The organism is Micromonospora sp. NPDC048930 (genome assembly GCF_043197935.1).
In the GTDB taxonomy this organism is placed as follows: domain Bacteria; phylum Actinomycetota; class Actinomycetes; order Mycobacteriales; family Micromonosporaceae; genus Micromonospora.
Window position 1 is genome coordinate 18,138 of the sequence record NZ_JBICUB010000005.1, and the last position, 22,337, is coordinate 40,474.

Below are 22,337 nucleotides of genomic sequence, written 5' to 3' on the forward strand. Positions count from 1 at the left end.
ATGACGGCAGCGCCGGAGGGGTTCGCCGAGTTCGTCACGGCACGCTCGGGCGCGCTGCTGCGGTCCGCGTGGCTGTTGACCGGGGACGCCGGCCTCGCGGAAGACCTGCTGCAGACCGTGCTCGCCCGGGCCTGGCGTCGATGGGACCGGATCGCCGCCGGTGGGGCGCCCGAGGCGTACGTGCGACGGGCGCTCATGACCACCTACGTCTCGTGGTGGCGGCGGCGCTGGCGGGTCGAGACGCCGACCGCGTCGATGCCGGACCCGGTGGCCGTCGGCGACGTGTCGGGGGAGCTGGCCGCCCGGGACGCGCTGCAGCGGGCGCTCGCCGGCCTGTCCCGGCAGCAGCGCGCGGTGGTGGTGCTGCGGTACGCGGAGGACCTCTCGGTCGAGCAGACCGCCGAGGTGCTCGGTTGCTCGCCGGCGACCGTCCGCGTCCAGGCGCATCGCGCCATCCGGGCACTGCGTGCCAATCCCCAGCTGCACCCACGGATCGAGGAGGTAGAGGCATGAACGTGGCAGGCGACGAGGACATCCGCCGGTTGCTCACCAGCCATGTGCCAGAGCTTCCCGGCCCGGAGGACCGGCTGGCGGAGGTGGCGCGGCGGGTCCGGCGGCACCGGCGCCGTACGGTGCTGGGCAGCGCCTTCGCCGCAGTGGCGGTGCTGCTGGCGATCGGCCTGCCGGTCCTCGTCACGGACCGCCGGGAGTCCGCTCCGCCGGCCGCCCCGGCCACCTGCCCGGAGCCCGGTCCCCCGCCGCCGGCGACCGCTTCGACGCCGGGCCCGTTGCTGCCGACCGATGCCACCCGCATCCTGGTCTGCGAGATGGTCCCCAAGGTCGACCACCCCCGTCCCGACCAGCCCGGCGTGGTGCACTACGAGGCAGGCTGGACCCGGGTCGTCGAGCGTGAGGTGCCGACCATCGTCGCCGGCCTGAACGCGCTCCCGGAGGGGAGACCCGGCCCGCGCGCCTGCGTCTTCGCGATGCTGACGCACCGCTACGTGCTGATGGTCGAGCACCCGGGCGGCGTCGTCCGGGTGGACGTCGACCGGTGCGGGCCGGCGGTGAGCGGGTCGCACACCAGGGAAGGCGTGTACGCGATGATCCCGCAGTTGCGGGATGACGATCCCGGCGAGGCGCGTCAGGTGATCGACCCGCGGACGTACCCGGCACCGGGCTGTCGCCCGTACCCGGCCGACTGGCGGGACATCGCACGGCCGCCCCAGATCGGCACGGCCTGGACCGGTCGGATCGGCGATCCGCTGATGCCGGACCCGTACCAGGTCGCCCGCGGCTGCCGTTACGTCGACGGCAAGCTGGTGGCGCAGCCGGTGCTCCGGGCGGGGACGGACGGCGGCGCCCTTGACCGGCTCCGCTCCGCGGCCGCCGCGGATCTGGCGAACGGCGGCAGCACGTCCCCGGTCTGCGGCGGCCCCGGCACCGCCGGCCGCAAGACCCTTGATGTGCTGCTCGTCGTCGGCCCCACGGGAACGTACGGCACGATCAGCGTCGAGCGGGACCGGTGCACGGTCCGGGCCTGGCTCGGTACGGCCGAGCCCGCCGCCGTACCGGTGCGGAGCATCGCGGCGCTCGACCAGATCCTCGGAACACCGGGTCGGCGCTGAGCCGCGCCGGCCGGCTGGTCAGCAGGGGCCGTAACCCTCTTCGAAGAAGCGGCGGGCCCATTCCGCGTACCCGGCGATGATCTTCCGGACCGTCGTCCCGTCGTGCAGGAAGAGGTACGCCCGGTCGCCGTCGCGGGCGAGCAGCCCGTCGAACCGGTACGTCCCCTGTGGAGCGGCCAGCTCGGCCGCCGACGGGTAGGTCGCCCGGACCTCGGCGACGGGCGTGCCCACGCTGATCCCCTCCGGCGTGCTCATCGGGTCGTCGAGCCAGAGCAGGACGAGGCGCTCGTCGACGAAGACCGGGCTGACCGATCCGTGCCCGGCCAGCGTCGGCCCGCAGGCGTCCACGTCCGTACGCAGCACCCCGCGCCGGGTCAGTTCCTCCTCGGTGGCGCCGAACTCGGCGTTGCGCAGCCCGTCCAGGCTGACGACCTCGGCGGCCCCGACCGGGCGGGCCGCCACGTCCGGCCCCTGTGGACGGACGCCGCTGCCGGCGATCGAGGCAGCCGCCATCAGTGCGGCAATGAAGCCGAATTGTCGCAGTTTCATGCAATCCCCCAGTCCCCAACGGGACCGGGGCGATGAGGTTGCTGGTACGGGTCGGATTGGTCGAGTTCCCACTCCTCGGCCAGCTCGTCCCAGTAGTCGGCGGAGAGCCCGCGCCGGCCGTGCGCCAGCCAGCCGGCCGTGTCGCGTTCCAGGTGCAGGCCCAGCTCGGCGAAGGGGTCGATCCAGGGGCCGGGCTCGGCGCCCAGCCGGGCGAGCGCCGCGTTGATCGGCCACTCGGCCCGTGGCCGGTCCAGGGCGCGGTCGAAGCACGGCCCCCAGCTCACCTCGCCACCGAGCCAGACCACCGCCGCCTGGTGGCCCAGCCCGCCCGCGAACTCGGCCTCCAGGTACGCCACCGGACCCTGGTGCGACCAGCGGGCCAGCACTTCCGACAACTCCAGTTCGGCGCGTCTGTCGCCGCGCCGCGACCTGGAGCCGTCGTCCGACAACTCCAGTTCGGCGCGCCGCGATCTGGAGTCGTCGCCGGACGGGGTCGGCCAGAGTACGAGCTGGAAGGGCTGCTCGGCCGACGGCTCCCCGGTGGCGTAGTCCGGCAGGTCGCCGGTCAGCTCCTGGACCAGTTGCGGGGTGACCGGCAGCAGCGCGAAGTCCTGGCGGAGCGCCGCGAGGACCGCGTGATCCAGGTCGGCGGTCTGCTCACGGAGCAGCTCCACGTCGGCCACGACCGCGCTGAGCTGGTAACTCATCCGATCCTCTCGGCGTCCACAGCCTGTGGATAGAACATGTGTACGACGGTGGTCAGTTTTCCACAGGCGGGGAGTCGGTCATCTCGAAGGCCATCACCGTCGCGCCCACCCGGACCGTACCGGGGGCGTGCGGCGGCCGGGCCGCGTCGTGCAGTTCGGTCATGATCGCGTGCAGCCGGCTGCGGGCCGCCGCCCAGTCCTCGGGCGAGACCCAGAGTTCGGCGTCGACCGTGAGCCCGGCGCTGTCCGGGGCCCGGTGGGCCACCCGGTCCAGCAGGTTGCGGGCCAGCGACTCGGCCAGCAGCGCCTGCCCCTCCTGCTGCTCGGTGAGCCAGGGCCCGCGTACCGCTCGGTAGCGGCGCTCCCGGCCGCCGCGCCGGCTGCGTACGTCGGCCAGCTCCACCAGTCCGGCGGCGTCCAGCCGGCGCAGGTGCTGGCTGGCGAGGGCGTGCGAGATCTCCAGTTCGCGGGCGAGCGCGGCGGCGGAGAGCGGCGCGCTCCACAGCAGCGAGAGCATGCGGAGGCGTACCGGATGGGCCAGCGCGCGCAGGCGCGGATCGGTGGTGCTCACGGCCGCCATTGAACCGCACCCGCCGGACGACGCGACCCCCAAGCATTGACTTGGGGGTCGCGGATGGACAGAATCGGCGCCGAGCGGAGCGAGGTGGCGGCATGAGCTGGGGTACGACGAGAGTCCTGGGCAACCGCGACGCGGCCCGCTACCTGACGGCCGTGCTGGTGTCCGGGTTCGGCACGGCGGCCATGCTGCTCGTCGCCGGGATCTGGGTGAAGGACCTGACCGGGTCGAGCAGCCTCGCCGGGCTGATCACCCTCGGCCTCTGGGGACCCACCCTGGTCGGACCGCTGATCGGGGTGCTCGCCGACCGGTGCCGCCGCCGGCCCCTGCTGATCGCCCTGCACGTCGCGATGGCCGCGCTGCTGCCCGTACTCCTCCTGGTCGACACCGCCGGCGAGGTGTGGCTGATCTTCGTGGTGATGGTCGCGTACGGGGTCAGCTTCGTGCTCATCGACTCCGCCGAGTCCGCGCTGGTGCCGTCCGTGGTCCCCGGCGAGCTGCTCGGCGACTTCAACGGCCTGCGGATGACCGTCAACGAGGGGATGAAGCTGCTCGCCCCGCTGGCCGGGGCGGGTCTCTTCGCCGCGTACGGCGGGCACCCGGTGGTGCTGGTCGACGCGGCCACCTTCGCCCTCGCCGCGCTGGTCCTCGGCCTGCTGCGGGTACGCGAGGAGCGACCGCCGCCGCCCGACCCGTGGGGCCGGCAGCTCGCCGACGGGCTGGGGCACCTGGCCCGACACGCCCCGCTCCGGCACCTGGTCGTCTGCGCGGGCGTCACCATGCTGCTGACCGGGATCAACGGGGCCGTCGCGTACGCCGTGGTGGACGCCGGCCTGCACCGGCCGCCGGAGTTCAACGGCGTGCTCGCCACCGTGCAGGGCGTCGGGTCCCTGGCCGGCGGCCTGGCCGCCGGGGCGCTGCTGCGCCGGTTCGGCGAACGCCGGGTGACGGCGGCGGCGATCGCGCTCTTCGCCGCCGGTCTGGCGCTGCGGGCCGCGCCCGCCCTGGCCCCGGTGCTCACCGGCACCCTGGCCGTCGGGTTCGGGGTGCCGCTGGTGCTGATCATCATCTGGACGGCCGTGCAGCGGGAGACCCCGGGCGCGCTGGTCGGCCGGGTCTCCGCCACCGTCAACACGCTCACCTTCGGCCCCGGCACGCTGGCCGTGCTCGCCGGCGCCGGCCTGCTGGTCCTGGTCGACCACCGGGTGATCCAGCTCGCCGCGGCCGCTGGCGCGCTGCTGCTGGCCGGCTGGGCGCTGCGCGGTGGTGGCGGGCGTGACGCGCCGGAGGAAGCACCGGCCGACCCGACCCTTGCTGCGGCCGGGGACGGCAGGGGCTGACCCCGCCCGGAGCCGGGCCCGCCCGGGCGGAGCCGCCCCGTTACCAACTCGCCGGGAGCCGGCTGGGGACACACGGATCGCCCCCCGAATGCAATCATCTTCCCCGATGCGGTGGGACTCCGCCGCCGTCACGGGGGATCGACACAGACTGAACAGCACCCGGTCCGGCGTACGCCGGACTGCTCGTCGACGCGTCCACTTCCTCCGTGCGGCGGCCCCCGCCGCGCCTCGACCCGACACGGGGGCCGAGGGTCCATCACCCCTCTGGAGGAAGCATGCAGGACAAGCGTTCCGACCGCCGCCAGTTGCTCCGAGCCGCAGCGGTCACCGCCGGCGCCGCCGTCGCCGCCCCCGCGCTCGGCGGCATCTCGCCCGCCCAGGCGGCCGCGCTCGCGTCGACCGGCGCGATTCCGTGGGTGGGCCCCGCCGGCTCCGGCGCCACCTACGAGGTGGACCCGACCGTCGGTGCCCAGGCCGCCATCAACACCGCGCTCGGCAGCAGCAGTCAGAAGGCGGTCTACGTGGCGCCCGGCACCTACACCGTCAAGGCGCCGGTGGTGCTCGACGACAAGCACGCCCTGATCGGCGCCGGGCCGCTGGTCACGATCCTCCGTGCCGGCACCGGCTTCAGCGGCGCCGGGCTGGTCGTCAACCCGCAGTCCGGCACGTACGTCGGCTCGTCCCGCCAGTGCCTGACCGACATCGGGCTCGACGGGGCGAATCTGGTCGCAAACGGGATCAACTTCCAGATGAACGCCGCCCCGTCCACCTACACGCCGGACCCGGCACCCTGGTTCACCCGGGTCTTCGTCACCCGGACCACCGGCGACGGGATCTACCTCGGCGGCACATACGCGGGCGGTCAGCGGGAGTTCAAGCTGACCGACTGCCGGGTCGAGAACGCGGACGGCTGGGCCTACAACCTTCAGTCCTCCGACGGCTTCGTCAGCGGCTGCTCGGCCCAGGGCTGCGCAGGCGGTGGCTACCTGCTCGGCGGCGGCAACATCAAGATCTGGGGCAGCAAGGCGTACGGCATCGGCGCGGCGGGGGCCCCGGCGCCCGCGTTCCGGCTCGACTCCTCCCGGGCCACCGTGGTGGGCTGTGAGGCCCAGGACACCGCCGGCAACGGGTTCGAGATCCTCGGCCGCAACTGCACGCTCTCCGGCTGCACCGCCGACTCGACGGGGGTCGGCAGCAGCGGCACCGACCAGAACTCGGCGGGCTTCCACGTGGGGGCGTCGGTGGTGAGCCTGGAGGGCGGCGCCTTCCAGCGGACCAACGGCGGCGGGAAGTGGATCGTCGCCGGCGCGGGCATGCGGACCGCGCTCTACCTGGCCAGCGGCGTGGACTACCTCTCCGTACGGCTGGTCAGCGGGCCGGACCGGGAGGCGCCGTTCCAGCGCCTGATCAGCGGCACGGTCGGTGCCAACTCCTCGGTCTCGGTCCTCGGCTGACGACCGGTACGACGAAGGGCCGGCCCCGAGCGGGGCCGGCCCTTCGCGTCAACGGCGGAGGATACGAGATTCGAACTCGTGAGGGTGTTAACCCAACACGCTTTCCAAGCGTGCGCCCTAGGCCTCTAGGCGAATCCTCCGCGAGCCAGGATACAGGTCTCTCGCGGGCCGGCCACCCCACCACCCCCTGAAGATCGGCCCGGAGTCGGGTACGCTTGTGGCACCTCCCGTGCGGCGGTATCTCGTGAACCTCCCCAGGGCCGGAAGGCAGCAAGGATAAGCGAGCTCTGCCGGGTGCACGGGGGGCCTTTCTGTCTCCGGGTGCCGGTAACGTTCCTGCGGGTCAGGTCACGGGGTGGTGGTTGGTCACCCGTGCCCGACCGGCGCAGAATGGCTCGGTCGAGAGGAGGCGGGACGGGTGGCACTGGCCCTTTACCGCAAGTACCGGCCCCGTACGTTCGCCGAGGTCATCGGCCAGGAGCACGTCACCGAGCCGCTGTCGCAGGCGCTGCGCAGCGGGCGGCTGAACCACGCGTACCTCTTCTCCGGCCCGCGCGGCTGCGGCAAGACCTCCAGCGCCCGGATCCTGGCCCGCTCGCTCAACTGTGAGCAGGGCCCCACCCCGGAGCCGTGCGGCCAGTGTGAGTCGTGCCGCTCGCTGGCCACCGACGGCGCCGGCTCGATCGACGTCATCGAGATCGACGCGGCCAGCCACGGCGGCGTCGACGACGCCCGTGAGCTGCGCGAGAAGGCATTTTTCGCCCCGGCCCGCAGCCGCTTCAAGATCTACGTCATCGACGAGGCGCACATGGTCTCGTCGGCCGGCTTCAACGCCCTGCTCAAGCTGGTCGAGGAGCCCCCGGAGTACGTCAAGTTCATCTTCGCCACCACCGAGCCGGAGAAGGTCCTCGGCACGATCAAGTCGCGGACCCACCACTACCCGTTCCGGCTGATCCCGCCGAAGGTGCTCCGGCCGTACCTGGAGCAGCTGACCGAGGCCGAAGGGGTCAAGGTCGAGCCGGCGGTCTTCCCGCTGGTGGTGCGCGCCGGCGGGGGCAGCGCCCGGGACAGCCTCTCCGTGCTCGACCAGTTGATCGCGGGCGCCGGCCCGGAGGGGGTCAGCTACGCCCGGGCCGCCGCGCTGCTCGGGGTCACCGACTCCGCGCTGATCGACGAGATGTGTGACGCGCTCGCCGCCGGGGACGGCGCGGCCGCGTACGCGACCGTGGACCGGGTTGCCGAGGCCGGGCATGACCCGCGCCGGTTCGCCTCGGACCTGCTGGAGCGGCTGCGCGACCTGATCGTCATGCAGCAGGTGCCGGACGCCGCCGCCAAGGGTCTGATCGACGGCCCGGACGACCAGATCGAGCGGATGGCCGCCCAGGCGCAGCGGCTCGGCCCGGCCACCCTGTCCCGCTGCGCCGACATCGTGCACAACGGCCTGGTCGAGATGCGTGGCACCACCGCGCCCCGGCTGCTGCTGGAGCTGATCTGCGCCCGGATGCTGCTGCCCGGCGCGGACGACACGACCGGCGGCCTGCTCCAGCGCCTGGAGCGGATGGAACGCCGGCTCACCCTGGGGGGCGGCGAACTGCCGCCGGCCGCCGCCGGCTCCGCGCCGGTCGCCCCCGCCCCGGAGGTACGCCCGGCGTCTCCCGCCCCGACCGCGGCTGCCGCCGCGTCCCACCCGGGGACCGCCGGCCCGCCGGCGGCTGCCGCTGTCCCGTCCGGGGCGGCCGCCGCCCGCGCCGCTGCCGCGGCGGCCGGTGCCCGTTCCGCCTCGGCCCGCCCGGCCGACCAGTCCGCGCCCGGCCCAGCCCAGCCCGGCCCGGCCGCGGCCGACCAGGCTGCCGGCGGCCCACCCCCGGTGGCCGGGCCGGCGTCCGGCGCACCCGCCCGGCGTCCGGTGCCGTCCTCGGCGGTGATGCCGGACCCGGCCACCCCCGAGCCGCCCCGGCCCGGCTCCACCCCGCCCGGCGCGCTCGACGCGGTCGCCGTACGCCGGGTCTGGCCCGAGGTGGTCGGCAAGGTCAACCGGAGCAACAAGCGGATCGCGGCGCTGATGCGCGACGCGGTGGTCCGCGACCTGGACGGCGACACGCTGGTGCTGACCGTGAAGTCGACGGTGCTGGCGAAGATGATGGCCGACCACGCGGCGGTGCTCACCGATGCGCTCTACGAGGAACTGGGCGGTCGCTGGCAGATCCGGTGCGAGGTGGCCGGGGAGCGGGGCGCCGTCTCGCTGGGCGGGCCGGCCCGCCCGTCCGCGCCCCGACCGGCGGCCGGCCCGGACACGTCGTCCGTCGGCCCGGCCGGCGCCGAGGGCAGGGGCGGTTCCGGTGGGGCCGCCCGGGCCGCCGAGCGGTCCGGTGGCCCGGCGCGGCGACCGGCCGGCCCGGGGGCCGGTTCCGGGGGCGACCCGGCCGGCGCCGACGACGAGGAGGACTGGCCGGAAGCGGCGAAGCCGGGCGGTGCCGGGAGTGGCGAGCCGCCGGCCGTCGAATCGACCGCCTCGGACGGGGACGACTGGCCGGAGGCGGCGCGTCCCGGTGGCGCGGCGACCACGAACGCGGCCGGCGCGCCGGCGGTCACGGCTCCCGCCGTACCGAAGCCGGCCGGACCGCCGGCCGCCCCGCCGCAACCGGCGGCGGCGGTCAACGGCGCGCCGAAGAGCAGCGCGATCGCGGCGGCCCGGGCGGCCGCGGCGGCCGCCGCCAACGGCGGACCGGGCAAGGGCCCCCGTGCGGCGCAGGCGGCCCGGCCGACCGCGGACGCGGACTGGGCCGGCGAGCCGCCCTACGACCCGGACTTCGACGGGCCGATCCGCCCGGGCGGGCGTCCGACGGCGCCGGCTACCCCGGCCTACGAGGGCTTCGATCCCGGCGACGAGCCGCTGGACGACGTGATCGACGAGCGGACCGCCCGGCAGTCCAGCGAGGAGCAGGCGGTGCAGTTGCTCCGCGAGGCGTTCGGGGCCGAGAAGATCGACGAGGTCGACGCGCGCTGAGGCGTGCGTCGGTCGGCGAGGACGGGGGCCGCCGCCCGACTAGGCTGGGCGCGGCCGATCAGACGAGTGCGAGAAGGAGCCATCCGTGCGCCCAGGTGGACAGCCGAACATGCAGCAGATGCTGAAGCAGGCGCAGAAGATGCAGCAGCAGATCGCCAAGGCCCAGGCCGAGCTGGCCGAGGCGGAGCTGACCGGCACCGCGGGCGGTGGCCTGGTCACCGCCACCGTCGCCGGCACCGGTGAGCTGAAGGCGATCAAGATCGACCCGAAGGCGGTCGACCCGGAGGACGTGGAGACCCTGGAGGACCTGGTCGTCGCGGCCGTGCACAACGCCGCCGAGGCGGCCCGGGAGCTGACCGAGAAGAAGATGGGCCCGGTCGCGGGCGGGATGGGCGGCCTCGGCCTGCCCGGGTTCTGAGCCGGCAGATGTACGAGGGTGCCATCCAGGACCTGATCGACGAGCTGGGCCGGCTCCCGGGCGTGGGCCCGAAGAGCGCCCAGCGGATCGCCTTCCACGTCCTGTCGGCGGATCCCGCCGACGTGAACCGGCTGGCCGGCGCGCTGCGCAAGGTGAAGGAGCTGGTCCGCTTCTGCACCACCTGCTACAACGTGGCCGAGTCGGAGCAGTGCCGGATCTGCCGTGACCCCCGGCGTACCGACGAGGTGCTCTGCGTCGTCGAGGAACCGAAGGACGTGGTGGCGATCGAGCGGACCGGCGAGTTCCGCGGTCGCTACCACGTGCTGGGCGGCGCGATCAACCCGCTGGAGGGGATCGGCCCGGACAACCTGCGGATCCGCGAGCTGATGACCCGGCTGGGCGGGGGCGCGGTCCGCGAGCTGATCCTCGCCACCGACCCGAACACCGAGGGCGAGGCGACGGCGACGTACCTGGCCCTGATGGTCAAGCCGATGGGGATCGCGGTGACCCGGCTGGCGAGCGGCCTGCCGGTCGGCGGCGACCTCGAGTACGCCGACGAGATCACCCTGGGCCGCGCGTTCGAGGGCCGCCGGGCGGTCTGACCGCCACCGACCCGCTGGCCGGCACCCCTGGTGGATGCCGGCCAGCGTCTTTCTCCCGGAATGTGGGACGGGTGCCATTCGCCACGTGCTCGGGGAGCGCGCTGCTGCCCGCCTGATTCGCGGTGTTATGCCGCTTCCCACCATCTGCGCACGTCTGTGACAGCCCTGTTTGTCGGAAGATCTGACACTGTCAGACCCGACGGCTTGGTGTCGGCTTGATAGCGATTGACTAACGGGCGTTCCGCTTCTGTGTGTCGTGTCATAGCCTCCCGCACACGGGTCGAGTCACAGCTCGGCCGGGACATGCGCATGACAGAGGTGAGAGATGCAGGCGAGCAGGCTTAAAGCGGCCGTGGCCCTCGCGGCCGCTGCCGCTCTGGCGGTCGGGGCGTCCGGCTGCGCCAAGAGCGAGCGCGACGAGGACAGCGGTGGGGCCAAGACCGGCGGCACCTTCGTCTTCGCGGGTGCGGGTGACCCGAAGAACTTCGACCCGATCTTCAACGATGACGGTGAGTCCTTCCGGCCGATCCGCCAGATGTACGACACCCTCGTGCAGAACAAGCCGGGCACGGCCGACCTGCAGGGTGCGCTGGCGGAGAGCTGGGAGCACGACGCCGACGGCAAGGTCTGGACCTTCCACCTCCGCAAGGGCGTGAAGTTCCACGACGGCACCGACTTCAACGCCGCCGCGGTCTGCTTCAACTTCGACCGCTGGTACAACATGAAGGGCGCGGCCGCCCAGTCGCAGATGATCTACTACTCGGACGTCTTCGGCGGCTTCGCCAAGAACGACGCTCCGGACATGGGCAAGCCGGTCTACAACAAGTGCGAGGCGAAGGACGACGCCACCGCCGTCGTCACGATGAACCAGTACAAGGGCGCCTTCCCGGGTGCCTTCGCGCTGACCGCGCTCTCCATCGCCAGCCCGACCGCGCTGAAGCAGTACGACGCCGACACGGTCAAGCAGAACGGCGACTCCTTCGAGTACAGCGCGTTCGCCAACGAGCACCCGGTCGGCACCGGCCCGTTCAAGTTCGCCGGTTGGGACAAGGCCAAGGGTGAGATCACCCTGGAGCGGAACCCCGACTACTGGGGCGAGAAGGCCAAGGTCGACAAGCTCGTCATCAAGATCATCAAGGACGAGAACACCCGCAAGCAGGAGCTGAAGGCCGGCACCGTCCAGGGCATCGACTTCCCGGCCCCGGCCGACCGCAAGGCGCTCGCCGCGGACGGCTTCCAGGTCCTCGACCGCCCGGCGTTCAACATCCTCTACATGGGCTTCAACCAGAAGAACCCGAAGCTGAAGGACCTGCGGGTGCGCCAGGCGATCGCCTACGCCCTCAACCGTCAGCAGCTCGTCCAGACCAAGGGCCCGGGTGGCACCAAGGTCGCCGACGAGTTCATGCCGGACACCGTGCTCGGCTACGCCCAGGACGTGCAGAAGTACGAGTACAACCCGGAGAAGGCCAAGCAGCTGCTCAAGGAGGCCGGGGTCACCAACCTGACCCTGAACTTCTACTACCCGACCGACGTCTCCCGGCCGTACATGCCGAACCCGCAGGAGATCTTCACCGTCCTCGCCAACGACCTCCAGGCCGTCGGCATCAAGGTCAACGGTGTGGCCCGCCCGTGGAACGGTGGCTACAAGGACGACGTGCAGCAGTTCGGCAAGCAGGACCTGCACATCCTCGGCTGGACCGGTGACTACAACGACCCGGGCAACTTCGTCGGCACCTTCTTCGGCCGCGCCAAGGTCGAGTTCGGTGACGCCGCGATGACCGACATGTTCGACGCCATCACCAAGGCCGACGGCACGGTCGACGAGGCCGGCAAGAAGGCCGCCTGGGAGCAGGTCAACCGGGACATCGCCGCGAAGTGGCTGCCGGCCGTGCCGATCTGGCACGCCCCGCCGGCCATCGTGGTCACCAAGGACGTCAAGGGTCTGGTCGCCAGCCCCCTGACCGACGAGCGGTTCAACACCGTCAGCGTCGGCTGAGGACGTCGCTGACCCGCTGACGCCGTACGCGGAATCGGCCCGGGCCGGGCTCTCTCCCGGCCCGGGCCGACCCGCTGTTACCGAGAATCTGGTGTGTGAGAGATGTTGCGAGTCATAGTGCGCCGCCTGCTGCAGCTGGTGGTGACCCTGATAGCGCTGTCGGCGCTCATCTTCATCTGGTTGCGGAACCTGCCCGGTGGCCCGATCGAGGCCCTGCTCGGTGAGCGCGCGACCCCGGAGCGGCGCGCCCTACTGATCAAGGCGCTCGGCTACGACCAGCCGATCCTGGTGCAGTACGGCAAGTTCATGCAGCGGGTGCTCTCCGGCGACTTCGGCAACTCCATCCGGACCGGCGACGCGGTCACCGAGGTGATCGGCCGCGCCTTCCCGGCCACCATCGAGCTGGCCGTGGCCGCCATGATCATCGCGGTCGGGCTCGGCGTGCCGCTCGGCTACATCGCCGCCCGGTACCGGGGCCGGCTGCTGGACAACCTCAGCATCGCCGGCACCCTGCTCGGCATCTCGATCCCCATCTTCTTCCTGGGCTACCTGCTCAAGGACGTCTTCACCCAGAACATCCACTGGTTCCCGCCCTCCGGGCGGATCAGCACCGGGGTGGACAACACCGACGTGACCGGCTTCTTCGTCCTCGACGGACTGCTCACCCGGGAGTTCGACGCCACCGCCGACGCGCTCTGGCACCTGATCCTGCCGGCGTTCACCCTGGCCACCATTCCCCTCGCGGTGATCGTGCGGATCACCCGGGCCAGCGTGCTCGACGTGCTCAACGAGGACTACGTCCGCACCGCCGAGGCGAAGGGCCTGCGGCACAAGACCATCCGGGGCCGGCACATCCTGCGCAACGCCCTGCTGCCGGTGGTCACCACCATCGGCCTGCAGACCGGCGCGCTGCTCTCCGGCGCGGTCCTCACCGAGAAGGTCTACAACTGGGGCGGCCTGGGCACGCTGATCACCGACTCGATCAGCGGCGGCCGTGACTACCCGGTGCTCCAGGCGCTGATCCTGCTGGCCGCGCTGGTCTTCGTGGTGGTCAACCTCCTGGTCGACCTCTCCTACGCCTTCATCGACCCGAGGGTGCGTGTGCGATGAGTGATCCGATCACCCGCCCCACCGTGGGCGCCCAGCGCGACGGCGTCGACCCGTCCGCCGTCGAGGAGAAGCCCGAGGGCGTGACGACGAGCGCGTTCGCCCGGCTCGGCGAGCGGAAGCGCGCCCGGCTCGACGCGCTGGCGCAGGCCGGCGTCGACAAGGGCGGCGTGAGCCTGCTCCGGGACGCCTTCCGCCGGCTGCGGCGCAACCCGGTGGCCATCGTCGGCGCGGTCATCGTCGGCCTCTTCATCCTGGTGGCGATCTTCGCCCCGCTGCTCGCGCCGCACGACCCGGCGCAGCGCTTCGACGAGCTGACGAAGAACCTGACCGTCGACAACATCCCCGGGTCCAGCAGCGACTTCCCCCTCGGGTCGGACCCGCTCGGCCGGGACTTCCTCTCCCGGATGATCTACGGCAGCCGACAGACCCTCTTCGTCGGCGTGGTCGCCACCCTGATCGGGCTGGGTCTCGGCGTGCTGATCGGCGCGCTGTCCGGGGCCTTCGGCGGCTGGGTGGACAACGTCCTGATGCGCCTCACCGACGTGATGCTGGCCCTGCCGGCCCTGCTGCTGGCGATCAGCCTGGTCGCCATGGCCAGCCGGTCGAGCCAGTGGACGGTCATCTTCGCGGTGGCCATCGTCAACGTGCCGATCTTCGCCCGGCTGCTGCGCGGGTCGATGCTGGCCCAACGGGAGAGCGACCACGTGCTGGCCGCGCGGGCGCTCGGCGTGAAGCAGCGCAGCATCGTGCTGCGGCACATGCTGCCCAACGCGATGACCGCGGTGATCGTGCAGGCCACGCTGACCCTCTCCACCGCGATCCTGGAGGCCGCCTCGCTCTCCTTCCTCGGTCTCGGCGACCCGGACATCAACCGGGCCGAGTGGGGCCTGATGCTCGGGGTGGACGGTCAGCGCTACTTCGACGTCCGGCCGGAGTTGGCCTACTACCCGGCCATCGCGATCATCGTGGTCGCGCTCGGCTTCACCCTGCTGGGTGAGGGCATGCGCGAGGCGATCGACCCGAAGAACCGGCGGTGACGGCGATGGGCTGGACCAGCACGGCCGGCACCCGCCGGCGAGAGGAAGTGACCCGATGAGCCTGCTCGACGTACGCGACCTGAGCGTGGTGTTCCAGCGCCGCGGTGAGCGGCCGTTCACCGCGGTCGACAAGGTCAGCTTCAGCGTGGAGCCGGGACAGACCGTCGGCCTGGTCGGCGAGTCCGGCTGCGGCAAGAGCGTGACCAGCCTGGCGATCATGGGCCTGCTGCCCCGGCGGGGCAACAAGGTCACCGGCCAGGTGATGTTCGACGGCGCCGACCTGCTCGCGCTGCGCCCGGACGACATGCGGGACCGGCGCGGCCGGGACATCGGCATGATCTTCCAGGACCCGCTCTCCTCGCTGAACCCGGTCGTCCCGATCGGGACCCAGGTGGCCGAGGTGCTGGAACGGCACCGGGGCATGGACCGGAAGGCGGCGCTGAAGGAGGCCCGGGAGCTGCTCGACGCGGTCGGCATCCCGGACCCGAACCGGCGGCTGAAGGAGTACCCGCACCAGATCTCCGGCGGCATGCGGCAGCGCGCCCTGATCGCCATCGCGCTGGCCTGCAAGCCGCGGCTGCTGATCGCGGACGAGCCGACCACCGCGCTGGACGTGACCATCCAGGCGCAGATCCTCACCCTGCTCAAGCAGCTCGTCGACGAGACCGGCACCGCGCTGATCATGATCACGCACGACCTGGGCGTGGTGGCCGGCCTCTGTGACACGGTCAACGTGCTCTACGGCGGCAAGGTGGTCGAGCGGGCCGCCCGGCACGAGCTGTTCGCCCGGCCGCGGCACCCGTACACCCACGGGCTGCTCAACTCGGTGCCGCGGCTGGACTCGCCGCGCGGCGAGCGGCTGCACGCCATCCGCGGCTCGGTGGCCGACAACATCCCGTGGGCCGAGGGGTGCGCGTTCGCGCCCCGCTGCGACAACGTGGTGGACGCCTGCCTGGAGGGCGCGCCTCCGCTCGAACCCACCGCGACCGGCGGCGACCTGCGCTGCAACAACCCCGTAACCGAGGAGGTGGCGGTCCCGTGACCGAGGAGCGGACCGGACCACTGGTCGAACTGCGCGACGTCAAGGTCCACTTCCCGATCAAGAGCGGTGTGCTCATCGACCGTACGGTCGGCTACGTCTACGCCGTCGACGGCGTCTCGCTGTCGATCAACAAGGGCGAGACGTACGGGCTGGTGGGCGAGTCGGGCTGTGGCAAGTCGACCCTCGGCCGGGGCCTGCTGCGGCTGGTCGAGCCGACCGACGGCGAGATCGTCTTCGACGGCACCGACGTGCGCTCGCTCAAGGGCGAGTCGATGCGCAAGGCCCGCCGCCGGATGCAGATGATCTTCCAGGACCCGCTGTCCAGCCTCGACCCCCGGCAGTCGGTGGAGTCGCTGCTGGTCGAAGGGCTCAAGGCGCACGGCCTGGCCGGCGACAAGGCGGCCACGGCCAAGAAGCTCCGGGACACCCTCGCGGCGGTCGGCCTGCCCGCCTCGGCGCTGAGCAAGTACCCGCACGAGTTCTCCGGCGGCCAGCGGCAGCGGATCGGCATCGCCCGGGCCCTGGTGCTCGACCCGGACCTCATCGTCGCCGACGAGCCGGTCTCCGCGCTGGACGTGTCCATCCAGGCCCAGGTGCTGAACCTGCTGGAGGACATCCAGAACGAGCTCGGCCTGACGTACCTGATCATCGCGCACGACCTGGCGGTGGTCCGGCACATCGCCGACACGGTCGGGGTGATGTACCTGGGCGGCCTGGTGGAGGAGGCGACCAGCGACGACCTCTACCGGGAGCCGATGCACCCGTACACGAAGGCGCTGATGTCGGCGGTGCCGGTGCCGGACCCGCAGGTGGAGGACCGCCGCGAGCGGATCCTGCTCGCCGGCGACCTGCCCTCGCCGACGAACCCGCCGGCCGGCTGCCGGTTCCACACCCGCTGCCCGTGGGCCCAGCCGACCCGCTGTGCCGACGAGCGGCCGGCGCTGCGCGAGGTGCTCGACGGCCACCGGGTGGCCTGCCACTACGCCGAGGACATCGCGGCGGGCCGGATCCGGCCGCACGAGGTGGAGCCCGAGCTGGTCCGGCCGGACGACGGCGCGGCCCCGGGCGACCCGGGTGAGCTGATCCCGACCCCGTGAGCACGGCACGAGGCCCCCTTTCCCGGAGTCGGGGAAGGGGGCCTCGTCGCGTCTCAGCCCTCCGGGCGGTTGAGCAGGCCGACCGCGACGGTGTGCACGGCGTCGAGCCCGGACGGGTCGGCCAGCGCCGCCCTGCCGCCGGTCACCACATACCACTCGTCGGCGTCCTTGTACTGCACGCGCAGGGTGACCTGGCCGTCGGTCCACTCGGTGCGCAGGGTCAGCTCGCCGGTCACCACACCGGCCTCGTCGGTCATCACCCCGCCCGGACCGGCCGTGATGTCGGTGGTCCGCTGCTGCGGCCCGGTCGGCGCGCCTCCGCCGGGAGTGCCCGGGACGGCGTCGGCGGACATGCCCGCCCCCGAGACGTCGGCGGGGGCCGGGGACGTGCCGTCCGCCGTCATCCCGGCCGAGGTCGGTCCGGTCGCGGCGGCACCGCCGGTGGCCGCCGCCGCGTCCCCGCCCGCCGCGTCCGGGGTCTGCTCCGGGGCCGGCCCACCGCCGGCTCCGGTCACGGCCTGCTCGCTCATGCGGCCCCCTCGCTCCGCCTGCACCGATGATTCGCCTGGTGGCGCGCGTTCATGGGCAACCCTCCAACATGTCGGTCAGGGCGGCCTTCTCGGCACTGGTCACCGTCAGCCGCCAGTAGTGCTTGACCGTCACCCAGTCCGCGGCGTACTGGCACCAGTAGGACTTGTTCGCCGGCTTCCACTGGGACGGATCCTGGTCACCCTTTGCCCGGTTGGAGCGGAGGGAAACCGCCACCAGCTGGGGTCGGGTCAGGTCGTTGGCGAAGTCGCCGCGCTTCGAGTCGTCCCACTCGTCGGCGCCCGAGCGCCAGGCGTTGGCCAGCGGCACCACGTGGTCGATGTCCACGTCGGCGGGATCGGTCAGCACCAGCCCGTCGTACGGGCTCTCCCAGCGGCCGCCGACCACGTTGCAGCCGGAGAGCTTGATGCTCTCCCCGTCCCGCTGCAGCACGCTGTCCCGCACGTCGCAGTTCTTGCCGGTGTCCCGCCAGTGCGGGAAGCGGGTCCGGCTGTAGCCCTTCATCGACCCGGCGGCCGCGACGGTCAGCTCGCCGAGTTGCTGGTTGACGTTCCCGGCCGCACTCGGCGAGGCGTCCGGGTCGTCGACCACCGGCACGCAACCGGCCGCGCCGAGGGCGAGCGCCGCGGTGAGCGCGGCCGCCGACCCGGCACGGGCTCCTGATCTCGTACGCACAGACGACACCTCTTAAGCTTGCGGGCTCCGGGCGAGTCCGCACAGTACCCGGCGGCGGTTTGCCGTGATTCGTGGCGTCGGGAGTGGAGCCAGGGCAGAGTTGACTCCCATGACCGCACCCGCGCCCGCACTCCGTACCGGCACCGCCGCCGGCCGAGGCACCCTGCTCGCCGCGATCCTCGCCTCCGGCATGGTCTTCCTGGACAGCACGGTGGTCAACGTGGCGCTGCCCCGGCTCGGCGCGGAACTCGGGGCGAGCGTGGCCGATCTCCAGTGGACGGTGAACGGCTACCTGCTCATGCTCGCCGCGTTCGTGCTGCTCGGCGGCGCGCTCGGCGACCGGTTCGGCCGGCGGCGGATCTTCCTGCTCGGGGTGGCCTGGTTCGCGGTGGCGTCCGTGCTCTGCGGGCTGTCCCAGGGCACGGGTTGGTTGATCGCGGCGCGGTTCCTCCAGGGCGCCGGCGGAGCGCTGCTCACCCCCGGCTCGCTCTCCGTGCTGCAGGCCAGCTTCCACCCCGACGACCGGGGCAAGGCGATCGGCACCTGGTCCGGACTCTCCGGGGTCTCCACCGCGCTCGGCCCGCTGCTCGGCGGCTGGCTGATCGACACCCTCTCCTGGCGGTGGATCTTCTTCATCAACCTGCCGCTGGCCGTGGCGGTGGTGCTCGCCGCGCTGCGCTGGGTGCCGGAGAGCCGGGATGTCAACGCCTCGCGTACCGGGGCGGGGCGGCGGTTCGACGTGGCCGGGGCGGTGCTCGGCGCGCTGGGCCTGGGCGGGATCACGTACGCCCTGATCGACGCCCCGGCGCGCGGCGTCAGCTCCCCGACGGTGCTGGTGGCGTTGCTGGTCGGGGTGCTCGCCGTGGTGGTCTTCGTGCTGGTCGAGCGGCGGCGCGGGGACACCGCCATGCTCCCCACCGGGCTCTTCACCAGCCGGCTCTTCTCGGTGCTGAACGTCTTCACCGTGGTGGTCTACGCGGCGCTCGGCGGGTTCACCTTCTTCCTCGCCGTCTACCTGCAGAACGTGGTGGGCTGGTCGGCGCTGCTCACCGGCCTGGCCACCGTGCCGATGACGCTGCTGCTGCTGGTCGGCTCGGCCCGGGCCGGGGCGCTCTCGGCCCGGATCGGCCCCCGGCTGCCGCTCACCGTCGGCCCGGCGGTCGCCGCGGCCGGCCTGCTGCTGCTGCGCCGGGTCGGCCCGGGCGCGTCGTACTGGACCGACGTGCTGCCCGGGGTGGTCCTGTTCGGCGCGGGCCTGACCCTGGTGGTGGCGCCGCTGACCGCCTCGGTGCTGGCGGCGGTGGCGGACCGGTTCGCCGGGGTGGCCAGCGGCTTCAACAATGCCGCCTCCCGCGCCGGGGGCCTGCTCGCGGTGGCTGCGCTGCCGCTGCTGGTCGGCCTCTCCGGCACCGGGTACGAGCAGAAGTCCGCGCTCACCGGCGCGTTCCGCGGGGCGATGCTCTGGTGCGCCGGGCTGCTGCTGGCCGGGGCCGTACTGGCCGGACTGCTGATCCACCGCCCGCAGCGCAAGGCGCCCGGGGCGCAGCCCTGCCCGTCGCTGCCCGCCTCGACCCCGCCGGACAAGCGGTGACGGGCGGTGCTGTTAGCTTCGGGCCATGGGTGATCAGGACAGCGGGACGCCGGACCGGCTGCGGTACCGGTTGCTCACCGGGCCGGACGACGCCGACTTCTGCCGCCGGGTCAGCGAGGCGCTGGCCGACGGCTACCGGCTGTACGGCTCCCCGGCAGCGACTTTCGACGGGCAGCGGGTGATCGTCGCCCAGGCCGTGGTCCTCGATGATGGCGGGTCGGCCGGGGTCGTCCCGGTGTGATGGGGTGGCCGGGCCCCGCCAGGCGGGACCCGGCCCCGTCGGTCAGCTCCGGGCGCGGTTGACCGCGCTGGTGACCGCCTTGATCGAGGCGGTGACGATGTTGGCGTCCACCCCGACGCCCCACACCGTCCGGCCGTCCACCTCGCACTCCACGTACGCGGCGGCCTGCGCGTCCCCGCCCGAGGAGAGCGCGTGCTCGTGGTAGTCGAGCACCCGTACCGCCACGCCCAGGGACTGCAGCGCGTTGACGTACGCGTCGATCGGGCCGTTGCCGACCGCGGTGAGCGGGTGGACCTCGCCGCGGTAGCCCACCCGGGCCTCGATCTCGACCTTGCCGTCGACGGTCCCGATGGCGTAACCGGCCAGGGTGACCGCCGGGTCGACCTGGTGGTCGACCAGATAGTTGCGGGCGAAGATCTCCCACATGGTGCCCGGCTCGACCTCGCCGCCGTCGTGGTCGGTGACCTGCTGGACCACGCCGGAGAACTCGATCTGGAGCCGGCGCGGCAGGTCGAGCTGGTGCTCGGACTTCATGATGTACGCGACGCCGCCCTTGCCGGACTGCGAGTTGACCCGGATGACCGCCTCGTAGGTGCGGCCCAGGTCCTTCGGGTCGATCGGCAGGTAGGGCACCGCCCAGGTGAACTCGTCGATCGGCACCCCGGCCGCCGCCGCCTCGGCGTGCAGGGCGTCGAAGCCCTTCTTGATCGCGTCCTGGTGCGAGCCGGAGAAGGCGGTGTAGACCAGGTCGCCCGCGTACGGGTGGCGCTCGTGCACCGGCAGCTGGTTGCAGTATTCGACGGCGCGCTTGACCTCGTCGATGTTGGAGAAGTCGATCATGGGGTCGATGCCCTGGGAGAACAGGTTCAGGCCCAGGGTGACCAGGTCGACGTTGCCGGTGCGTTCGCCGTTGCCGAACAGGCAGCCCTCGATCCGGTCGGCGCCGGCCAGTAGGCCCAGCTCGGCGGCGGCCACGCCGGTGCCGCGGTCGTTGTGCGGGTGCAGGCTCAGCACCAGGCTGTCGCGGCGGGGCAGGTGCCGGTGCATCCATTCGATGGAGTCGGCGTAGACGTTGGGCATGGCCATCTCGACGGTGGCCGGCAGGTTGACGATCAGCTTCCGGTCCGGGGTGGGGTCGACCACGTCGATGACCTTGGCGCACACGTCGAGGGCGTACTCCAGTTCGGTGCCGGTGTAGGACTCCGGGGAGTACTCGTAGTGGATGTCGGTGTCGGGGGTGTGGATTTCGGCGTACTTCTGGCACAGCCGGGCGCCGGTGGTGGCGATGTCGGTGATGCCGTCGCGGTCCAGGCCGAACACCACCCGCCGCTGCAGCGTGGAGGTGGAGTTGTAGAAGTGCACGATCGCCCGGCGGGCGCCGCGCAGCGACTGGAAGGTCCGGTCGATCAGGTGCTCCCGGCACTGGGTGAGCACCTGGATGGTGACGTCTTCGGGGATCAGGTCCTGTTCGATCAGCTGCCGGACGAAGTCGTAGTCGGTCTGGCTGGCCGAGGGGAAACCGACCTCGATCTCCTTGTAGCCCATCTGCACGAGCAGCTGGAACATGCGGCGCTTGCGTTCCGGGGACATCGGATCGATCAGGGCCTGGTTGCCGTCGCGCAGGTCCACCGCGCACCAGCGGGGGGCGGTCTCGACCCGGCGGGTCGGCCAGGCGCGGTCCGGCAGGTCGATGCGGAACTGCTGCTCGTAGGGCAGGTAACGGTGGAACGGCATCCGGCTGGGGCGCTGCCGGGCGATCGGATCGGTCTCAGCGTCGGTGACAGGTTGAGCCATCTCGGAGTGCTCCCTGGAACATGTGGCGTCAGCAGATCGGAAGGTGTCGGCGCAGATGCCCGGCGACGGTGCCGGGTGCCGAGAGGAAGTTCGGATGTGCTGGACGGCGCGGTTCAACTCCGCGACGAGGTGCCGGCCAATCAGGCCTCGTCGCGGCAGCCAAGGAGAAGGAACGCCCGCCACATGACAAGGTCACCCTACGTGGCGGGACCGGGCGTGGGAAGGCAGGTCCGAAGTATGGGACCGGCGTCACCCTCCCGGGTGCCGGGGCCGCTCCGCGTCGCGCCCTCGTCCCGCAGGATCGCAATCGATCCTGGACCGAGTGGCCTCCGCCCGCCGCTGACACCACTACTTCCTGGATCGAGCGCGACCTTCGAGGGCGATCAGGGGAGGAGGAGGGCGGCGAGGGGGTGCCGGCGGCGGAGGGCGGTCTCCCGGGCGTGCAGGTCGGGTGGGAGGGCGGCGGGGTCGCCGAGGCGGCCGACGGCGGCCACCACCAGCGGCCGGATCCCGGCCGCCAGGTCCAGTTCGGTGGCGAGGCCGGCCCGGTCGAAGTGGCTGAGCTGGCGTATGTGCAGGCCGAGCGCGGTGGCCTGCACGGTGAGGTGGGCGATGGCCTGGCCCAGGTCGTACGCGGACCGCTCGGTGTCGACCGGGGAGATGCCGGTGTGCGCGCCGACGACCAGGGCGGAGGCGTGCCGGGTCCAGCGCTGGTCGTGCTCCGGGAGGCTGACCAGGATCCGCTTCCAGGTCTCGTCCTGCCGGTGGCCGAGGGCGAACCGCCACGGCTGCGCGTTCCCGGCCGAGGGCGCCCAGCGGGCGGCCTCCAGCAGGGAGCTCGCCTCGTCCCCGGTGAGTTCGGCGTCGGGGTCGAAGGCGCGCGGACTCCAGCGGAACGCGAGCAGCGGCGTGAGATCGGCCAT

At 72.6% G+C, this 22,337-nt stretch carries 21 protein-coding genes, 1 tRNA gene and 1 other RNA gene; 15 read left to right on the forward strand and 8 right to left on the reverse strand.

Going from position 1 to position 22,337, the window contains the following annotated elements; translation table 11 throughout:
* Together ACGFI9_RS14780 and ACGFI9_RS14785 are read left to right on the forward strand one after the other, a co-directional pair.
* Complete coding sequence (locus ACGFI9_RS14780) at positions 1-513, forward strand: SigE family RNA polymerase sigma factor (protein ID WP_393178500.1); 513 nt, start codon at positions 1-3, stop codon at positions 511-513.
* Positions 510-1,628: a hypothetical protein gene (locus ACGFI9_RS14785; protein ID WP_393178501.1), complete on the forward strand. Its 1,119-nt coding sequence runs from the start codon at positions 510-512 to the stop codon at positions 1,626-1,628. Before ACGFI9_RS14780 ends, ACGFI9_RS14785 begins: the two co-directional genes overlap by 4 nt.
* A gap of 18 nt (positions 1,629-1,646) precedes the next feature.
* Here the strand turns inward: ACGFI9_RS14785 and ACGFI9_RS14790 are convergent, their stop codons facing one another.
* From ACGFI9_RS14790 to ACGFI9_RS14800, 3 genes are read right to left on the reverse strand one after another with little or no spacing between them, the layout of a single operon-like run.
* Complete coding sequence (locus ACGFI9_RS14790; protein WP_393178891.1) at positions 1,647-2,141, reverse strand: hypothetical protein; 495 nt, start codon at positions 2,139-2,141, stop codon at positions 1,647-1,649.
* A gap of 32 nt (positions 2,142-2,173) precedes the next feature.
* Complete coding sequence (locus tag ACGFI9_RS14795) at positions 2,174-2,884, reverse strand: hypothetical protein (protein ID WP_393178502.1); 711 nt, start codon at positions 2,882-2,884, stop codon at positions 2,174-2,176.
* A gap of 52 nt (positions 2,885-2,936) precedes the next feature.
* A complete protein-coding gene (locus ACGFI9_RS14800) occupies positions 2,937-3,455 on the reverse strand; it encodes an ArsR/SmtB family transcription factor (protein ID WP_393178503.1) in 519 nt (172 codons plus the stop codon).
* A gap of 101 nt (positions 3,456-3,556) precedes the next feature.
* Between ACGFI9_RS14800 and ACGFI9_RS14805 the strand changes: the two genes are divergently transcribed.
* Both ACGFI9_RS14805 and ACGFI9_RS14810 read left to right on the forward strand, forming a co-directional pair.
* Complete coding sequence (locus ACGFI9_RS14805) at positions 3,557-4,801, forward strand: MFS transporter (RefSeq protein WP_393178504.1); 1,245 nt, start codon at positions 3,557-3,559, stop codon at positions 4,799-4,801.
* Between the two features lie 275 nt (positions 4,802-5,076).
* Positions 5,077-6,255, forward strand: coding sequence for a glycosyl hydrolase family 28-related protein (locus ACGFI9_RS14810; protein ID WP_393178505.1), 1,179 nt, complete (start codon positions 5,077-5,079; stop codon positions 6,253-6,255).
* Positions 6,256-6,310: 55 nt separating this feature from the next.
* On the opposite strand, the gene ACGFI9_RS14815 is transcribed toward ACGFI9_RS14810, so the two are convergent.
* A tRNA-Ser gene (locus ACGFI9_RS14815) sits at positions 6,311-6,395 on the reverse strand.
* 81 nt (positions 6,396-6,476) lie between these two features.
* On the opposite strand from ACGFI9_RS14815, the gene ffs reads away from it, so the two are divergent.
* The 9 genes from ffs to ACGFI9_RS14860 all read left to right on the forward strand — a co-directional run bounded on the left by ffs (position 6,477) and on the right by ACGFI9_RS14860 (position 16,564).
* An RNA gene (ffs, locus tag ACGFI9_RS14820) (signal recognition particle sRNA small type) lies at positions 6,477-6,566 on the forward strand.
* 107 nt (positions 6,567-6,673) lie between these two features.
* On the forward strand, positions 6,674-9,262 hold the full coding sequence (locus tag ACGFI9_RS14825; protein WP_393178506.1) for a DNA polymerase III subunit gamma and tau: 2,589 nt from the start codon (positions 6,674-6,676) through the stop codon (positions 9,260-9,262).
* 109 nt (positions 9,263-9,371) lie between these two features.
* On the forward strand, positions 9,372-9,680 hold the full coding sequence (locus tag ACGFI9_RS14830; protein ID WP_030502117.1) for a YbaB/EbfC family nucleoid-associated protein: 309 nt from the start codon (positions 9,372-9,374) through the stop codon (positions 9,678-9,680).
* An 8-nt stretch (positions 9,681-9,688) separates the two neighbouring features.
* Positions 9,689-10,282: a recombination mediator RecR gene (gene recR / locus ACGFI9_RS14835; RefSeq protein ID WP_151462313.1), complete on the forward strand. Its 594-nt coding sequence runs from the start codon at positions 9,689-9,691 to the stop codon at positions 10,280-10,282.
* A gap of 325 nt (positions 10,283-10,607) precedes the next feature.
* A complete protein-coding gene (locus ACGFI9_RS14840; protein WP_393178507.1) occupies positions 10,608-12,278 on the forward strand; it encodes an ABC transporter substrate-binding protein in 1,671 nt (556 codons plus the stop codon).
* A gap of 102 nt (positions 12,279-12,380) precedes the next feature.
* The gene (locus tag ACGFI9_RS14845; RefSeq protein ID WP_393178508.1) at positions 12,381-13,388 is read left to right on the forward strand and encodes an ABC transporter permease; all 1,008 of its coding nucleotides are present in this window, start codon (positions 12,381-12,383) and stop codon (positions 13,386-13,388) included.
* A complete protein-coding gene (locus tag ACGFI9_RS14850; protein ID WP_393178509.1) occupies positions 13,385-14,425 on the forward strand; it encodes an ABC transporter permease in 1,041 nt (346 codons plus the stop codon). The genes ACGFI9_RS14845 and ACGFI9_RS14850 overlap by 4 nt, the downstream gene beginning before the upstream one ends.
* Positions 14,426-14,480: 55 nt before the next feature.
* Positions 14,481-15,467, forward strand: a complete 987-nt coding sequence (locus ACGFI9_RS14855; RefSeq protein WP_393178510.1) for an ABC transporter ATP-binding protein — start codon at positions 14,481-14,483, stop codon at positions 15,465-15,467.
* The gene (locus tag ACGFI9_RS14860; RefSeq protein WP_393178511.1) at positions 15,464-16,564 is read left to right on the forward strand and encodes an ABC transporter ATP-binding protein; all 1,101 of its coding nucleotides are present in this window, start codon (positions 15,464-15,466) and stop codon (positions 16,562-16,564) included. Before ACGFI9_RS14855 ends, ACGFI9_RS14860 begins: the two co-directional genes overlap by 4 nt.
* Positions 16,565-16,617: 53 nt before the next feature.
* Here the strand turns inward: ACGFI9_RS14860 and ACGFI9_RS14865 are convergent, their stop codons facing one another.
* Together ACGFI9_RS14865 and ACGFI9_RS14870 are read right to left on the reverse strand one after the other, a co-directional pair.
* Positions 16,618-17,094, reverse strand: a complete 477-nt coding sequence (locus ACGFI9_RS14865; RefSeq protein WP_393178512.1) for a hypothetical protein — start codon at positions 17,092-17,094, stop codon at positions 16,618-16,620.
* 49 nt (positions 17,095-17,143) lie between these two features.
* On the reverse strand, positions 17,144-17,788 hold the full coding sequence (locus ACGFI9_RS14870; protein ID WP_393178513.1) for an HNH endonuclease family protein: 645 nt from the start codon (positions 17,786-17,788) through the stop codon (positions 17,144-17,146).
* Positions 17,789-17,897: 109 nt separating this feature from the next.
* Between ACGFI9_RS14870 and ACGFI9_RS14875 the strand changes: the two genes are divergently transcribed.
* Together ACGFI9_RS14875 and ACGFI9_RS14880 are read left to right on the forward strand one after the other, a co-directional pair.
* Complete coding sequence (locus ACGFI9_RS14875; RefSeq protein WP_393178514.1) at positions 17,898-19,379, forward strand: MFS transporter; 1,482 nt, start codon at positions 17,898-17,900, stop codon at positions 19,377-19,379.
* 25 nt (positions 19,380-19,404) lie between these two features.
* The gene (locus ACGFI9_RS14880) at positions 19,405-19,620 is read left to right on the forward strand and encodes a DUF1737 domain-containing protein (RefSeq protein ID WP_393178515.1); all 216 of its coding nucleotides are present in this window, start codon (positions 19,405-19,407) and stop codon (positions 19,618-19,620) included.
* 42 nt (positions 19,621-19,662) lie between these two features.
* Here ACGFI9_RS14880 and leuA read toward each other — a convergent pair whose 3' ends face one another.
* The gene (gene leuA, locus ACGFI9_RS14885; RefSeq protein ID WP_393178516.1) at positions 19,663-21,414 is read right to left on the reverse strand and encodes a 2-isopropylmalate synthase; all 1,752 of its coding nucleotides are present in this window, start codon (positions 21,412-21,414) and stop codon (positions 19,663-19,665) included.
* Between the two features lie 383 nt (positions 21,415-21,797).
* Positions 21,798-22,337, reverse strand: coding sequence for a nitroreductase family protein (locus ACGFI9_RS14890; protein ID WP_393178517.1), 540 nt, complete (start codon positions 22,335-22,337; stop codon positions 21,798-21,800).